Source organism: Mannheimia pernigra, assembly GCF_013377995.1.
Lineage (GTDB): Bacteria > Pseudomonadota > Gammaproteobacteria > Enterobacterales > Pasteurellaceae > Mannheimia > Mannheimia pernigra.
In genome coordinates this window covers 1,455,863-1,471,645 of record NZ_CP055305.1, presented here as the reverse complement: position 1 = coordinate 1,471,645, position 15,783 = coordinate 1,455,863, and the positions used below count along the sequence as shown (strand labels likewise).

General features: G+C 40.4%; 14 protein-coding genes. 2 read left to right on the top strand and 12 right to left on the bottom strand.

Going from position 1 to position 15,783, the window contains the following annotated elements:
* Nucleotides 1-139 precede the first annotated feature (139 nt).
* The 3 genes from ftsH to HV560_RS07065 all read right to left on the bottom strand — a co-directional run bounded on the left by ftsH (nucleotide 140) and on the right by HV560_RS07065 (nucleotide 4,028).
* Nucleotides 140-2,086, bottom strand: a complete 1,947-nt coding sequence (gene ftsH / locus HV560_RS07075) for an ATP-dependent zinc metalloprotease FtsH (RefSeq protein ID WP_159629748.1) — start codon at nucleotides 2,084-2,086, stop codon at nucleotides 140-142.
* Nucleotides 2,087-2,206: 120 nt separating this feature from the next.
* Nucleotides 2,207-2,833: a 23S rRNA (uridine(2552)-2'-O)-methyltransferase RlmE gene (rlmE, locus tag HV560_RS07070; RefSeq protein WP_159629746.1), complete on the bottom strand. Its 627-nt coding sequence runs from the start codon at nucleotides 2,831-2,833 to the stop codon at nucleotides 2,207-2,209.
* A gap of 109 nt (nucleotides 2,834-2,942) precedes the next feature.
* Nucleotides 2,943-4,028 carry a calcium:cation antiporter gene (locus HV560_RS07065; protein ID WP_176808353.1) on the bottom strand — a complete coding sequence of 362 codons (1,086 nt, stop codon included), beginning with the start codon at nucleotides 4,026-4,028 and terminating at the stop codon, nucleotides 2,943-2,945.
* Nucleotides 4,029-4,293: 265 nt separating this feature from the next.
* Here HV560_RS07065 and glmU point away from each other — a divergent pair, with 265 nt between their 5' ends.
* The gene (glmU, locus tag HV560_RS07060) at nucleotides 4,294-5,658 is read left to right on the top strand and encodes a bifunctional UDP-N-acetylglucosamine diphosphorylase/glucosamine-1-phosphate N-acetyltransferase GlmU (protein WP_176812518.1); all 1,365 of its coding nucleotides are present in this window, start codon (nucleotides 4,294-4,296) and stop codon (nucleotides 5,656-5,658) included.
* A gap of 65 nt (nucleotides 5,659-5,723) precedes the next feature.
* Here glmU and HV560_RS07055 read toward each other — a convergent pair whose 3' ends face one another.
* Nucleotides 5,724-6,080, bottom strand: a complete 357-nt coding sequence (locus HV560_RS07055) for a hypothetical protein (protein ID WP_176812517.1) — start codon at nucleotides 6,078-6,080, stop codon at nucleotides 5,724-5,726.
* Nucleotides 6,073-6,249, bottom strand: coding sequence for a hypothetical protein (locus HV560_RS07050; RefSeq protein ID WP_176812516.1), 177 nt, complete (start codon nucleotides 6,247-6,249; stop codon nucleotides 6,073-6,075). Before HV560_RS07050 ends, HV560_RS07055 begins: the two co-directional genes overlap by 8 nt.
* Nucleotides 6,250-6,360: 111 nt before the next feature.
* Here HV560_RS07050 and HV560_RS07045 point away from each other — a divergent pair, with 111 nt between their 5' ends.
* Nucleotides 6,361-6,594, top strand: a complete 234-nt coding sequence (locus tag HV560_RS07045; RefSeq protein ID WP_176812515.1) for a helix-turn-helix domain-containing protein — start codon at nucleotides 6,361-6,363, stop codon at nucleotides 6,592-6,594.
* A 31-nt stretch (nucleotides 6,595-6,625) separates the two neighbouring features.
* Here the strand turns inward: HV560_RS07045 and guaA are convergent, their stop codons facing one another.
* The 7 genes from guaA to HV560_RS07010 form a co-directional block, all read right to left on the bottom strand.
* On the bottom strand, nucleotides 6,626-8,197 hold the full coding sequence (gene guaA, locus HV560_RS07040) for a glutamine-hydrolyzing GMP synthase (protein ID WP_176812514.1): 1,572 nt from the start codon (nucleotides 8,195-8,197) through the stop codon (nucleotides 6,626-6,628).
* 55 nt (nucleotides 8,198-8,252) lie between these two features.
* The gene (locus tag HV560_RS07035; RefSeq protein ID WP_176812513.1) at nucleotides 8,253-8,963 is read right to left on the bottom strand and encodes a hypothetical protein; all 711 of its coding nucleotides are present in this window, start codon (nucleotides 8,961-8,963) and stop codon (nucleotides 8,253-8,255) included.
* 71 nt (nucleotides 8,964-9,034) lie between these two features.
* A complete protein-coding gene (locus HV560_RS07030) occupies nucleotides 9,035-10,144 on the bottom strand; it encodes a PDDEXK nuclease domain-containing protein (RefSeq protein ID WP_176812512.1) in 1,110 nt (369 codons plus the stop codon).
* A 19-nt stretch (nucleotides 10,145-10,163) separates the two neighbouring features.
* Entirely contained in the window at nucleotides 10,164-10,847 is a 684-nt protein-coding gene (locus tag HV560_RS07025) for an HAD family hydrolase (RefSeq protein ID WP_176812511.1), read from the bottom strand.
* 79 nt (nucleotides 10,848-10,926) lie between these two features.
* Nucleotides 10,927-12,390, bottom strand: coding sequence for an IMP dehydrogenase (guaB, locus tag HV560_RS07020; RefSeq protein WP_176812510.1), 1,464 nt, complete (start codon nucleotides 12,388-12,390; stop codon nucleotides 10,927-10,929).
* Between the two features lie 29 nt (nucleotides 12,391-12,419).
* On the bottom strand, nucleotides 12,420-12,611 hold the full coding sequence (locus tag HV560_RS07015; protein ID WP_159629726.1) for a hypothetical protein: 192 nt from the start codon (nucleotides 12,609-12,611) through the stop codon (nucleotides 12,420-12,422).
* Between the two features lie 6 nt (nucleotides 12,612-12,617).
* Nucleotides 12,618-15,779 (bottom strand): efflux RND transporter permease subunit, encoded by a 3,162-nt coding sequence (locus tag HV560_RS07010; RefSeq protein WP_176812509.1) that lies wholly within the window; start codon nucleotides 15,777-15,779, stop codon nucleotides 12,618-12,620.
* Nucleotides 15,780-15,783 lie beyond the last annotated feature (4 nt).

Here is a 15,783-nt window from a genome sequence, read left to right as displayed (position 1 = left end):
GCTAGTAAAAAATTTGTTACAAATGGAAAGAAATAAGTACAATCGCCTAATGTCTTATATTGGTAAAATTTTAATAAAAAATAACCGCTTGTCATAACAAAAAACCGAGAGTAAATTACTCTCGGTTTTCATCTATCTATCACTCTCTAGCTTTAGAATCAGCCAGAGAATCGCCAATATTGTTATCCTTAACAGGCTTATCATCTAAAGTGATAGAGGTTGTATCTGCTGCTTGCTCACCACTTGGTGGCGTTGCATTATCATCTTTTGTAGGTGTATCACTCCAACCCGAAGGTTCTCCTACTGGACGACGAGCCATTAGATCATCAATTTGTTTACTATCAAGCGTTTCGTATTTTAATAAGGCATCTTTCATTGCGTGTAAGATGTCCATATTGTCTTCTAATGTTTGTTTTGCTCGTTGATAGTTTCTATCAATAATCTTACGCATTTCAGTATCAATCAGCTTTTGAGATTCTTCTGATACGCCTTTAATTGCGCCCATTCCATCTTCATTTTGATAAAAGATTGGACCTAACTCTTTCGAGAATCCCCACTGTGTTACCATTGCACGTGCAATTTGCGTTGCACGGTGGATATCCGAAGAAGCCCCAGTGGTAATTTTATCGTCCCCAAAGATCAACCCTTCTGCAATACGCCCTGCAAATAGCGTTGAAAGCTGGCTTTCTAATTTCGTAAAAGTTTCACTTACACGGTCGCCCTCTGGTAAAAATTGGGCAAAACCTAACGCTTGACCACGAGGTACGATGGTTACTTTATTAAGTGGGTCGTGTTCTGGCATTAGATAACCGACAATAACGTGCCCAGCTTCGTGATAAGCAGTATTGATGATCTCTTTTTCGGTCATCGTATTTGAACGACGCTCTGGTCCCATATTGATTTTATCACGGGCTTCTTCAAAGTCTTCCATTGTTACTACACGCTTGTTTTTACGCGCGGCGAACAATGCCGCTTCATTTACCAAGTTAGCTAATTGTGCCCCTGAGTAACCAGGGGTACCTCGTGCAATTTGCATTGGATCAACACCTTCTGCAAGCGGTACTTTTTTCAAGTGAACTTTCAAAATTTGCTCTCGCCCTTTCACATTCGGTAAATCTACTGTAACTTGGCGGTCAAAGCGACCTGGACGTGTTAGAGCATCATCAAGCACATCCGCACGGTTTGTGGCAGCAATAATAATTACGCCTTCTGAACCTTCAAAACCATCCATTTCTACGAGCATTTGGTTCAGTGTTTGTTCACGCTCATCATTACCACCACTAAAGCCTGCACCACCACGTTTACGACCAACCGCATCAATTTCATCAATGAAAATAATACAAGGTGCATTTTTCTTTGCTTGCTCAAATAAATCACGAACGCGAGAAGCACCAACACCTACAAACATTTCTACAAAGTCTGAACCCGCCATTGTAAAAAACGGCACTTTAGCTTCACCAGCAATGGCTTTGGCTAGTAAGGTTTTACCCGTACCTGGAGGACCTACCATTAATATCCCTTTAGGAATACGTCCGCCTAGTTTTTGGAATTTAGCTGGATCGCGTAAAAATTCAACCACTTCACCTACTTCTTCTTTCGCTTCATCACAACCTGCAACATCAGAAAAACGAGTTTTGATTTCTTCTGCAGTCAGCATTTTTGCTTTGCTTTTGCCAAACCCCATTGCTCCACGTCCGCCGCCACCTTGCATTTGTCGCATATAGAAGATGTAGAAACCAATTAATAATAGCATCGGGAACCAAGAAATTAAGATTTGTGATAATAATCCTCTACGTTCCGCTGGTTGTCCTGTAATCACTGCATTCGTCTTGGCTAAATCTGCCATCAGGTATTCATCATACATTGGCATTACAGTTTGATAAGTTGCACCATCATTTTTTGTCACCATAATAGTGTCATTATTTTGTTTAAAATCGACACCTTGTAAGCGATTCTCTTTGATATCACTTAAAAAAGTCGAATATGGTACGGTGTTTGAACTACTACCAAAATTAGAATTGAAACCTTCGTAAGCTGTCATCAGCACAACAGCAATCACAACCCAAAGTAAAATATTTTTAACCATATCGTTCAAGGTTAATCCCCTATTCTCTTAATAAAAATCTATTCAAGGTTACTATAAAAGCGGTCAAATTTCCTAATTTTTTTGCAAATTTTTAGCAAAAAACAACCGCTTGCGTGGTTTCTAGTCTTTATAGCCAGTCGCAACAATATAGACTTCTCGTGAGCGATCTCGTGAAGCTTCTGGCTTCCTAACTTTTACAACACTAAATAAGGAACGTATTTCCCTGAGATATTCGTCAAATCCCTCACCTTGAAATACTTTCACCACAAAGCTTCCCTTTGGAGCTAATACTTGGCGACACATATCTAAGGCTAATTCCACTAAATACATTGCACGAGGAATATCTACAGATGGCATACCACTAAAATTCGGTGCCATATCAGACATTACTACATCAACTTTGTCTTCGCCTACTCGTTCCAACAATGCATTCAAAACGGACTCTTCACGGAAATCACCTTGCAAGAAATCTACTCCTGCAATCGGGTTCATATCTAAAATATCACAAGCAATGACTCTACCTTTACTACCAATTTGTGTCACCACATATTGTGACCACCCTCCTGGTGCAGCACCAAGGTCGACAACCGTCATTCCAAGCTTAAACAAGCGGTCAGTTTGCTGAATTTCGTCTAGCTTAAAATAAGCACGTGAACGTAATTTTTGCTTATGTGCTTTTTGCACAAATTGATCTTTAAAATGCTCTGCAAGCCAACGAGAGGAGCTTGCACTACGTTTTTTACCCATTTTTCTTTCTTTTAAGTTAAATTTAGTCTTTAATAAGGGCTAAATTAAATAATTCAAGAGATAGTGGGATTTCCCCACTATCTCTTATGGCATAGATGATTTCCGCACGCTAAGGAACAATAACGGTAAATACATAAGTCGCTAAAATAACCAATAACACTATACCGTATAACATATTAGTTTGTCCGTGGTTAAGCGAAAGCATTGCTACAAAAGAAGAGAGCGATAATAATACCATTGATTTCCAATCTAGCCCTAATACCATATTAATGTCAAAAATCAAGCATACGATCACGACTGCAGGGATTGTTAAGCCGATACTTGCCAGTGCTGAACCTAATGCAAGGTTTATACTGGTTTGTAAACGGTTACGGTGTGCAGCAGTTAAAGCAGCTACACCCTCTGGCAAGAGTACAACAGCCGCAATAATCACCCCAACTAACGCAACTGGAGCACCCGCACCAACGACTATTGCCTCAACCGCAGGTGAAAGGGCTTTTGCTAACAACACGACAATGCCTAAACAAATAATCAAAAATAGTAAACTAGCCAATGCAATCTTAGCTGAAGGCGGTGCTGCGTGATGTGATGGATTATTATCATCAGCTAAAAAATAGTCACGATGACGAACTGTCTGAACCAAAATAAATGATGCATAAAGTACAATTGATGCAATCGCTACAAAAATCAGTTGAGATGGGCTATAAGTTGCTCCCAGCGTACTGGTAGTAAAGTTTGGTAAAACTAAGGTAATCACTAAAATCACAACTAACGTAACCAATGCTGTCGTTGCAGACTTTTTACTAAAGAATTGTTCGTGATGCTTTAACCCTCCAATTAGTAAACAGCCCCCCAAAATACCATTTAAAATTAACATTATTGCCGCAAAAACAGTATCTCGAGCTAAATAAGCGGTATTATCTCCACCTGCAACCATTAATGAAACAATAAGTGCCACCTCAATTACAGTGATTGCTAATGCAAGAATAATGGTACCGAATGGCTCTCCTACTTTATGGGCAACAACTTCTGCATGGTGAACAGCAGAAAGCACGCTTCCAATCAGTAAAACACCGCCAACTAACTGTAAAGCAACACTCTCTTTCACTCCAACAAAATAAATTATCCAAGCTGCTATAGGCAATAAAAGTGACCAAATAGGCAAAGGCTGATGGCCTTTTTGTACTGTTGGCATAAATTCTCCTTAATATAAATTAGTTATATACTCCATATTTACATTCTATCAAAAAGATTTTTAGTTGTAGAGAAATATAAGAAATAAGTAATACCTATTTAATTCTATGATAAGTTAAATCTTCCCTTAAAAAGTGTAAGAACAAACTTAATAGAAATTTTCTCACATCAATAAATGAAATCATTTTACAAAAAGAGTAAAATATCGCACAAATTATGCTTGTTATAGTGAGCACTGCAAAATATTAACTAAATAAGGATCTGTTATGACTCAACTGAGCGTTGTAATTTTAGCTGCTGGTAAAGGAACCCGTATGTATTCAGACTTACCAAAAGTGTTACATCCAATTGCTGGAAAACCAATGGTAAAACACGTCATTGATACAGCCAAGCAGTTAGATTCTCAGCAAATTCATTTAATTTATGGGCACGGTGCAGATTTATTAAAAGCACACCTAAGTGAAGAACCTGTAAACTGGGTATTCCAAGCCGAACAATTAGGCACAGGGCACGCAATGCTACAAGCGGCTCCATTTTTTGCTGATGATGAAAATATTGTAATGCTATATGGCGATGCCCCATTAATTACCCCAAGCACATTAGCACGTTTGGTTGCAGCTAAACCTGAAAATGGGATTGCATTATTAACCGTTGAATTAGAAGACCCTACAGGGTATGGACGTATTATTCGTGAAAACGGTTCCGTTGTTGCTATTATTGAACATAAAGATGCGAACGAAGAGCAACTCAGTATCAAAGAAGTAAACACTGGCGTAATGGTAGCAAGCGGTGCAAGCTTCAAGAAATGGTTGAAAAACTTAAATAATAACAACGCACAGGGCGAATATTACATTACTGATGTGATCGCAATGGCAAACCAAGACGGCTTCAAAGTACAAGCGGTTCAAGCCACTGAATTTATGGAAGTGGAAGGAGCAAATAACCGTTTACAACTCGCTGCATTAGAACGCTTCTACCATAAACGTGAGGCGGAAAAATTACTGTTGTCAGGTGTAACCATTATCGATCCAAGCCGTTTTGATATTCGTGGCACACTCACTCACGGTAAAGATGTGCAGATTGATGTAAATGTAATTTTAGAAGGCGATATCAAACTCGGTAACAACGTAAAAATTGGTGCTGGTTGTATACTAAAAAATTGTGAAATCGGCGACAATGTTGAAATCAAACCTTATTCTGTGATTGAAGATTCGATTGTTGGGGCAAAATCGGCTATCGGTCCGTTCTCACGCTTACGCCCGGGTGCAAAATTAGCGGAAGAAACCCATATCGGCAACTTCGTCGAAATCAAAAAAGCAACTATCGGCAAAGGCTCAAAAGTAAACCACTTAACCTATGTGGGCGACGCGGAAATGGGTAAAGATTGTAATATCGGTGCAGGTGTAATCACCTGTAACTACGATGGAGCGAACAAATTCAAAACTATTATCGGCGACAATGTATTTGTCGGCTCAGATAGCCAATTGGTTGCACCAATAACGATTGCTAACGGCTCAACTATCGGAGCTGGTGCAACAGTTACTAAAGATGTGGCTGAAAACGAGCTAGTGATTAGCCGTGTGCCACAACGCCACATTCAAGGCTGGCAACGCCCGACCAAAAAGAAATAACAAGCGGTTAAATTCTGCTGATTTTTTGCAAAAGCCTCTGTGTTTTCACAGAGGCTTTTTGTTAATTAAAGCCCCCAGAAATCAAATAGCCAATCTCCACTCGGCTGTTTAATTGCGTGATGTGTTTTTCTAACAACCTCTTCACTTTGTGGAGAAATGTAAACAGCTTGAAATTCAACCGTATTTGCGGCTAATTTTTTAATGCGTTCAATGCGTAATACGTTTAAGCACCCTGATTTATGGTGTGACATATTATGCTGTGGCATACCTAAACCGTTAGGTTCTATACTATCGGGATCGCTATATGCCGCTAATTGCTTTGTCGGGGTATTACACGCTATCAGAGCCACATATTTAGAAATTGCAGGTTTTGCTTGATTAAATAAAATTTTAGCATCTTGACTAGCTTTAGCTTTATTCACTCACTGCACTATCAACGGAAGATTGAGCAGCAGAAGTTACAGCAGTACCGGAAAGTGCGGAGTTCACAGAACTCAACGCTCCATTAACGGTAGAAAGTGTATCAGTAACTACTTGACAACCACTTAAACCAAAACACATTAAAGCAGAAAGATATAACTTAGTTTTCATTTGATAGCTCCTAAGGATATTTATTTAAAATTTCATACTTCTATATGAAGACTAAAATATAACATATTGCTGAAATTCATACAATTATAGGAACAATAAAAGGTATGGGTTTTGGAAAATATCGCTATTGCATTTGGTCGAGCTATTCGCCAATTAAGAAAACAGAAAAATTTATCACAGGAAGAACTAGGATTTGAGGCGGATTTGCAACGCATTTACGTGAGTAAATTAGAGCTTGGACAACAACAACCTAGTATCACAACCATCTTTAAATTAGCTAAAGGATTAGGTTGCTCAGCTACAGAGTTGATAGAAAAAACTGAGGAAGAATTACAGCAAAAATAAATAAAGCCTTGTAAAACAAGGCTTTATAATTTTATTCCCACTCAATCGTTGCTGGCGGTTTCCCGCTAACATCATACACCACACGGGAAATACCGTTCACTTCGTTGATGATACGGTTGGAGATTTTACCTAATAAATCATAAGGTAAATGCGCCCAATGTGCGGTCATAAAGTCGATGGTTTCAACAGCGCGTAAGCTCACAACCCAGTCGTATTTACGTCCATCCCCCATTACGCCCACCGATTTTACAGGTAGGAATACAGTAAAGGCTTGGCTAACTTTATAGTACCAATCTGAGTTGTATAACTCTTCGATGAAAATTGCATCGGCTTTACGTAGCAAATCACAGTACTCTTTTTTGATTTCACCAAGTACACGTACGCCTAAACCCGGGCCTGGGAATGGGTGACGGTTTAGCATTTCAGCTGGTAAGCCAAGTGCCAAGCCGATTTTGCGAACTTCGTCTTTAAACAATTCACGTAATGGTTCAACTAAGCCAAGTTTCATATAATCCGGTAAACCGCCCACGTTATGGTGCGATTTAATCACGTGAGCTTTGCCTGTTTTGCTGGCAGCTGATTCAATCACATCTGGGTAGATCGTGCCTTGTGCAAGCCATTTTACTGAAGTGAGTTTTTTGCTCTCGTCATCAAACACATCCACGAACACCTTGCCGATAGTTTTACGTTTTGCCTCTGGCTCATCAATGCCTTTTAAGGCATCTAAGAAACGATCTTCCGCATTGACACGGGTAATGTTTAAGCCGAATTTATCGCCGAACATTTCCATCACTTGATCGCCTTCGTTTAAGCGGAGCAAACCGTTATCCACGAATACGCAATGCAAGTTTTTGCCGATGGCACGGTGTAATAATAACGCAGTTACAGACGAATCTACCCCACCTGATAAGCCTAAAATGACTTCATCGTCGCCTACTTGCTCTTTAATGCGAGCAACGGCATCTTCGATAATGTTTTCCGGTGTCCAGTTACGCTCACAGCCACAAACACCTACCACAAAGTTGGTTAGAAGTTCTAAACCGCTTTTTGTGTGGGTTACTTCAGGGTGGAACTGCACGCCGTAGAAACGACGGCTTTCGTCCGACATTGCCGCAATCGGGCAGGTTGGGGTAACGCCTGTGATTTGGAAGTTGGTTGGGAGCTTGGTCACTTTGTCACCGTGGCTCATCCAAACATCTAATTTCGGATCGCAAGCGGTCAAATCATCGTTTAAATTTGCAAAAAGTTGATCGGCGGATTTCAGCTCAACAGAGACATAACCAAACTCACGGTGATCGGAAGTTTCGGTTAAACCGCCCAACTGCATCGCCATTGTTTGCATACCGTAGCAGATACCCAGTACCGGCACACTGGCGTTGAATACATATTCAGGTGCTCGTGGGCTGTTCGCTTCGGTGGTGCTTTCCGGCCCACCCGAAAGGATGATCCCAGTCGGGTTAAATTCACGGATCTGCTCTTCGGTCACGTCCCAAGCCCAAAGCTCGCAATAGACCCCGATTTCACGCACACGGCGGGCGATCAGTTGGGTATATTGTGAACCGAAGTCTAAAATTAAAATTTTGTGGTGGTGGATGTTTGTCATTTTTTGCCTTACTTAGAAAAGAAATTTTTAATTTTTTGCCAAAGAGAAACTTGCTTTACTTCGTTGTTAATACTTCTGAATTTGGATTGCTTGGCAGAGCTTCACTTAACTGTTCAAATACCGCTTCTTGATATAATAACGCCCCTTCAACATCACAATTAAATAAGTTTGAGTAACAGGAGGAATTATTGAGTTCCAAAGGGTCTGGAGTAATGACATCAGTCGCTTCAAGCAAGCCTACATTATGTTCTTGAGCAAATTTTAGTGCATTTAAAAATACCGAAATTCTTTTATGTGAATAAGACTCATCCAAAATACGTCTTACATTCTCATTATGCTCATAGTCATTTAAAAGTTTTTTCACTTTATCATTGGGAATAAAAACACCAGAAGAATAGTTTTCAAAAATTTGATTGTGGATAGTACCCTCAAATTTATTTTTTAAAATATCTTGCCAGTGTTTAGTGTATTCTTTAAAAGCTGGATATTTTTCAATAATGAAAGAAAATGCAGAACCACGAGTATAAAAATACTTCCTTACAAATCCCTGTGCAATTGCGATATTAAATCCGTGATATTTTTCAAAAATATTATGATGTTCGTTTTTTACTTCTTGGATAAATTCCCTATATTGTTCTTGATAGAAAGGATCTATATCAAATTTTTCTGCTAGGTCAGAAATAATACTTTGATCTTCGAGTACATCAAAATACCAATGTTGTATTTCGTCTTCACTGATTGGATGATAGCTAACATCAAAACCCATAATTTTTCTCCTAATGTCTTTGGTACAAGCGGTCAAATTCCTTAAAAACTTTGCAAAAACAGACCGCACTTTTAGATCTCTAACTCCCGCAATTTCCGTTGCAACAGTTCTTTCTGTGGCAGTAGCACCTGATATTCTGCCACCATTGCCGGCGATAAATTGCGGTTTAGAGCGTATTCAACCACTTCGTTATCTTTATCTTTGCAGAGCAAAATACCGATACTCGGATTTTCGTTTTCCCGTTTCACATCACGATCTAAAGCCTCTAAATAGAAATTGAGCTGCCCTAAATGTTCGGGGCGGAATTTGTCGGCTTTCAGTTCAAAGGCGACAAGGCATTGCAAGCCACGATGATAAAACAGCAAATCAATAAAGAAATCGCTGTTGCCTACCTGCAATTTATATTCTTGCCCCATAAATAAGAAATCTCTACCCAGTTCCAAAATAACGTTTTTCATTTGCGAAACTAAGCCTTTTTGCAAATCGCTTTCGTTGTGGCTTTCAGGTAAATTCAGGAAATCAAAAATATAACTGTCTTTAAAAACGGGTTCGATTTCTTGGGTAAATTCTTTTAACGCAGGGGATAGTTGCGTGTTGCCCAACATTGTTCGTTCAAATTGACAAGCGGAAATTTGGCGGTCGAGTTCTCGTTTGCTATACCGTTCTTTGATTGACATCCGAATATAAAATTCACGTTCCACATCTATTTTACAACGAGTGAAAATGATTAAGTGGTTTGTCCAACTGACTTTTCCAAGAATAGTTTGGCGAATATCCATTGGGACAAATTGTCTCGACACTGGTGAGACAATATTGGTTTCAGGCGAGTTTTCTAATTGTGTCACCACTGGTGACACGATTTCTTTACCTTGCCGTTGCCCAATTTGTGACACCAGTGGTGACACAAATTCTTCCAATGCGTAGGTTTCATAAAACTGAACCATACGATAAAGCCCGCGTCGATCAAAACCTTTCAAATCCGGTTCATTCTGTTTCAAAAACTTCGCCAACTCCGACACGGTTTTATCGCCCCATTCAGAATGTTGTAATTTCTGGCTGATATAGGCTCCAACGTTCCAATAGAGATTAACCAGCTCAGCATTGACCGCTCGCAACGCATTCGCCCGTGAGGTTTGGATTAAACCGGCAATTTCGCCAAAGTGTTGTTGAAGTTCCGCCATTTGCAAATTTTCCTTGAAATCAGCCCGCTTGTTTGGCTTGGTTATAGCGTGCTTGGATAATCCCTAAAATCTCCACCATATCCTTCCCCATATAATCCGCTAAACTTTGGTCGATTAGCATTCGTTTTTCTTCGTAGCCAATTACGGTTAAACCTGCGGTTTTTGCAGATTTCATTCCGTAGTAGGAATCTTCAATCGCCACGGCATTTTCAGGAGGCACTCCTAATTTCTCACAGGTGTAGCGGTAAATCGTTGGGTCGGGTTTACTGTGTTCAAACTGCTCGCCGCTGACGATTAAATCAAATTCATCAATGATGCCGCAAGCGGTCAAAATTCGCTGAATATGTGCAAGAGCAGAGGATGAGGCGACCGCCAGTTTGATATTGTTTGCTTTGGCGTAATCCAAAATCAGCTTGATGTCCGAACGAAAAATCGACGGATAATCTACGTTGTTAAACAGATTTTCAAAAAATGCCTGATAGCGGGTTTTCAGATCTTCCAAAGGGAGGGACGATTTCGTCAGCCGTTGCATAATTTCAGGAATATCGGACAATGCTTTGCCACATACTTCCGAACGCGCCTCGAAACTGATTTCATCATCGTGTTCTTTATGCTGTTCAATAAACTGTTGTTGCAGATCGAATTCGACAAATTCCGTATCGACAATCACGCCGTCCATATCAAAAATGATAGCTTGGAGCATAGAGCCTCTCTTTACAAGCGGTTAATTTTTCGCAAAATATTACAATTGTAGGGGCGAATAATGATTCGCCCCTACACCATTAGCCCATACGGTAGTTTGGTGCTTCTTTGGTAATAGCAACATCGTGAACGTGTGATTCTTTAATGCCGGCACCACTGATACGCACAAATTGGGCTTTGGTGCGTAACTCTTCAATAGTGGCACAGCCAGTTAAACCCATACAAGAACGTAAGCCACCCATTTGTTGGTGGATAATTTCTTTTAGGAAGCCTTTGTAGGCAATACGCCCTTCAATGCCTTCTGGCACGAGTTTGTCTGCGGCGTTGTCGGATTGGAAATAGCGGTCACTTGAACCTTTACTCATTGCACCAAGTGAGCCCATTCCACGGTAAGATTTGAAGGCTCTGCCTTGGTAAAGCTCAATTTCGCCAGGGGCTTCTTCTGTGCCAGCGAACATTGAGCCAACCATTACGCAGCTTGCTCCTGCGGCAATCGCTTTGGAAATATCGCCTGAATAGCGAATACCGCCATCAGCAATCACAGGGATACCACGATCTTTTAAGGCTTCGGCAGCCTCTGCAATCGCGGTAATTTGTGGCACACCTACGCCAGTTACGATGCGAGTGGTGCAAATTGAGCCTGGACCGATACCGACTTTCACCGCACTTGCTCCAGCGTCTGCCAAGGCAATCGCCCCTTCGGCGGTGGCGATATTACCTGCCACAATCGGTAAATTCGGGTATTTTGCACGTGTTTCACGCACACGTTGTAAAACGCCTTCGGAATGACCGTGGGAGCTATCAATTAATAATACGTCCACACCCGCTTTCACTAACGTATCAATACGCTCCTCATTGCCTGGGCCAGCACCGACTGCGGCACCAACACGCAAGCGACCAAATTCATCTTTACACGCATTCGGCTTACTTTCGGCTTTTTGATAATCTTTGAGTGTGATCATTCCTTTTAGTTTGAAATCATCGTTCACCACCAACACTTTTTCCACACGGTGCTCGTGCATTAGGTGGAAAATTTCCTCACGAGTTGCATTTTCTTTAACGGTAACCAAACGCTCTTTTGGTGTCATAAATTCACGCACAGTTTTACTTAAATCGTTTACAAAACGTGTGTCTCGACCGGTAATAATACCAACTAAATTTTGGTTTTCATCCACAACAGGATAACCTGCAAAGCCATTTTGTTTTACTAAATTGGCTAATTCCGCTAACGTCATACCAGGCGAAACCGTCTCAGGCTCAGAAACAATACCACTTTCAAATTTTTTCACTTTACGCACACGGTCAGCTTGGCGTTCAATCGACATATTTTTGTGGATAAAGCCAATACCACCTTCTTGAGCAAGGGAAATCGCCAGTTTAGTTTCGGTTACGGTATCCATCGCGGCGGAAAGCATCGGGATATTTAAACGGATAGTTTTAGTTAATTGAGTAGAAAGATCAGCAGTATTTGGGAGCACGGTTGAATGTGCTGGGACGAGAAGAACATCATCAAATGTGAGGGCTTCTTGCTTGATTCGTAACATTGCAATAATTCCTTAAAAAGTGGTTAAATTTAAAAACTGTATTGGAAAATTGCGAGCGGATTATACAGAGGAACACTATTTTTGTAAATAGGCAAACGATTACGTGATTGCAAAATCAGTTTACAAGCGGTCAGAATTTCTCCATATTTTGCAAAAAATAAGAGAAATTCAACCGCTTGAGCCAATAAAAAGAGCGTGTTATAACGCCCTTTCATATTCATTGATGATTATTTAATCATCGGGAAATATTTTTGCTCATCAAACTCACGCAAGGGTTTGTGTTTTTGCCCTAAGAAGGTGTAGATAACTGGCAAGACGAATAAGGTAAAAAGTGTACCAATGGCAAGGCCAGATACAATCACCATCCCCATACTAAAGCGCGCTGTTGCCCCTGCACCAACAGCAAAAAGAAGCGGAATTAAGCCTGAAATCATCGCTGCTGTGGTCATCATAATAGGGCGTAAACGAACAGTGGCTGCATAAACAATCGCTTCATAGCGGGATTTGCCGTGATTTAATTGCTCTTCTTTTGCAACTTCACACATTAAGATACCGTGCTTGGTAATCAAGCCAACAAGAGTAATCAACCCTACCTGTGAGTAAATATTCAGTGTGTAACCTGCTGTCCAGATACTATTAGCAAAAGCCATCATCTCTTTTGATCCTGTGCCAGCAGCAATCCCCATAAACAATCCCTTTATTGCAGATGGAATATTCATTACTAATAACGCACCACTCACTGCAAGCGGTACAGAAACTAAGATGACGAATGGATCACGCCAAGACTCAAACTGAATTGCTAGCACAATGTAGATAATGACAACGGCAAGTGCGAATGTGATTACCATTGCGTTACCTTCTTGAATAAATTGGCGAGATTCGCCTCTAAAATCGTATTGATAACCTGTTGGCAATGTACGATCTAACTCTGCTTTCGCCCAGTTTACCGCATCACCAATAGAGCCTGATACTACCCCACCAATAGTTGCGGAGTTTAATTGGCTCATACGTGGCAGAGAAGAGAGCGAGGTGGTTAATTCCATTGTAACAAATGAACCTAACGGAATAGATTCCCCGCTTGCGGTTGTTACAAAGTAGTTCATTAAATTTTCAGGGTTTAAACGATCGTTACGCACGGCTTGAGATACGATTGGGTAAGCACGGGAGTCAATATCTACACGGGTAATAATGGCTCCTGATAAGAATGCGCCTAATGTACTACTCACTTGTTGCATCGTCACGCCATAGACGCCCATTTTTTCACGGTCAAACTTCATATTCATCGTTGCCGTGTCAAATTTCAAATCTAGGTTTGCAAAGAAAAACTGACCCGATGCTTGTGCTTTTTTCAAGAACTCTGATGCAACAATAGCAAGTTTTTCATAGCTGTCTGCACTTGTAATCACAAGTGAGAATGGTAAACCATTTTCGCCTGTTGATATTTCAGGGAAAGCGATCGCATTTACGTCCATTGCAACGACTTTTTTGCCCAGTGCTGCAATTTCATTGGAGATTTCTGCACGCCCACGTGTACGTTCATTCCAATCTTTTAACGCAATAATAGATAGTGCTCCACTACCACCGCCAATGCCTGATATGGTCATTACCGATGACACTTCAGGAATATTTGATACCTTTTCATTAAATGGTGCTAATGCTTCCTCTGTATAATCTAAGTTTGTGTTAGAAGGCCCATTTGAAATTCCCACTACAAAGCCCCGATCCTCTGTTGGTGCAACTTCATTTGAAAGAGAAGTAAATAAGAAAGGAAGACTTGCAAAAATCAATACCGCAAAAAGTAACACAAAACCACGCACTGCCATTACAGCACTTAGCATATTGGTGTAGCCGTTTGTCATTTTATCTAGCGTACGATGCACAAAGCGAGCAAAACGAGATTCTTCCCCCTCTTTTTCCTCTTTTAACACTCGGCTAGACATCATTGGCGAGAGGGTAAGAGCAACAATGCCTGAAATAAATACTGCACCCGCAAGAGTTAAGGCGAATTCTTTAAAAAGCGTGCCAGTAACCCCTGTCATTAAAGCCATCGGAGAATATACTGCCGCTAATGTGATTGTCATTGATATTACTGGTAACGCAATTTCACGCGTACCAATAATTGCTGCATCAAACGGTGTTTTACCTTCTTTAACGTGGCGTTCTACATTTTCTAATACAACAATTGCATCATCAACTACCAAACCAATTGCCAACACTAGAGCCAGTAAGGTTAGAAGATTGATAGAAAAGCCAAACATTTGAAGTAAGAATAATGCTCCAATAAGTGAAATTGGAATGGTAATAACCGGTACAATCATTGCACGAAGTGAGCCTAGGAATAAGATAATGACCACGAGTACAATCACAGTTGCTTCTAAAATAGTACGAATAACTTCGTTGATTGAGCTATCAATCGCAATCGTTTTATCGTAAACAATATCCCCTTGAATACTATCCGGTAAGTTTCTAACGATCTGTTTAAACATCGGGTAAATATCTTTTGCAACCGTAAGCGAGTTAGCTGTTGTTGCAACAGACACCGCTAAAACAACCGCTTCTTTGCCGCTTACTGTTGCACGAGCAACATCTTGGAATTTATCTAACTCAACTGTGGCAATATCTTTAAGTTTAATCGTTCTACCGTCTGCCGTTGTTGAAATCGTTACTTGTTCTAATTCCTCAACGGAAGGCGTAGTTGATAATACTTTGTTTTTATAAACCGTATAATAACCGTTAGTATTACCTGCTGCTGTTTGTAAATTATTAGCACTTAATGCAGATAACACCGCTGAGCCTGATAATTTATGAATCGCCATTTTATCTGGGTCTAACCAAATGCGTAAACCAAAAGTTGAGCCATACACATCAACGCTTGACACACCATTTACGGTAAAGAACTGCGGTTTAACCACTCGGTTTAGATAATCGGTTACTTGTGCTGTATTTAATTCATCAGAAACAAATCGAATATACATTAACGCATCATTCGAACCTGTTGAAACCCTGATAGATGGATTATCAATGCCACGAGGTAGGTTTGAACGTACCGCATTGACTTTAGCTGAAATATCAGAAAGTGCCGCATTTGGATCAGTATTTAGCTTCATTTTCGCAGTAATTGTTGCTGTACTTGGCGAACTTGATGAAGTCATATAATCGATATTATCAGCCTGAGCAACAGCTTCTTCTAACTGTGAGGTAACAAGAGCTTGCATTAAACCTGCATCGGCACCTGCATAGTTCACACTTACCGTTACAATAGAAACCGTCATCTCTGGATATTCACGCACCTGCAATTTTTTAATCGCTTGTAATCCTAAAATAGTTATTAATAAACTAATACAAACCGCTAAAACAGGGCGTTTAATAAAGATATCAGTAAATTTCACTCAT

Coding starts and splice junctions, on each gene's coding strand:
- ftsH (WP_159629748.1), bottom strand. CDS start 2,086: ATGGTTAAAAATATTTTACTTTGGGTTGTGATTGCTGTTGTGCTGATG.
- rlmE (WP_159629746.1), bottom strand. CDS start 2,833: ATGGGTAAAAAACGTAGTGCAAGCTCCTCTCGTTGGCTTGCAGAGCAT.
- HV560_RS07065 (WP_176808353.1), bottom strand. CDS start 4,028: ATGCCAACAGTACAAAAAGGCCATCAGCCTTTGCCTATTTGGTCACTT.
- glmU (WP_176812518.1), top strand. CDS start 4,294: ATGACTCAACTGAGCGTTGTAATTTTAGCTGCTGGTAAAGGAACCCGT.
- HV560_RS07050 (WP_176812516.1), bottom strand. CDS start 6,249: ATGAAAACTAAGTTATATCTTTCTGCTTTAATGTGTTTTGGTTTAAGT.
- guaA (WP_176812514.1), bottom strand. CDS start 8,197: ATGACAAACATCCACCACCACAAAATTTTAATTTTAGACTTCGGTTCA.
- HV560_RS07035 (WP_176812513.1), bottom strand. CDS start 8,963: ATGGGTTTTGATGTTAGCTATCATCCAATCAGTGAAGACGAAATACAA.
- HV560_RS07030 (WP_176812512.1), bottom strand. CDS start 10,144: ATGGCGGAACTTCAACAACACTTTGGCGAAATTGCCGGTTTAATCCAA.
- HV560_RS07025 (WP_176812511.1), bottom strand. CDS start 10,847: ATGCTCCAAGCTATCATTTTTGATATGGACGGCGTGATTGTCGATACG.
- guaB (WP_176812510.1), bottom strand. CDS start 12,390: ATGTTACGAATCAAGCAAGAAGCCCTCACATTTGATGATGTTCTTCTC.
- HV560_RS07015 (WP_159629726.1), bottom strand. CDS start 12,611: ATGAATATGAAAGGGCGTTATAACACGCTCTTTTTATTGGCTCAAGCG.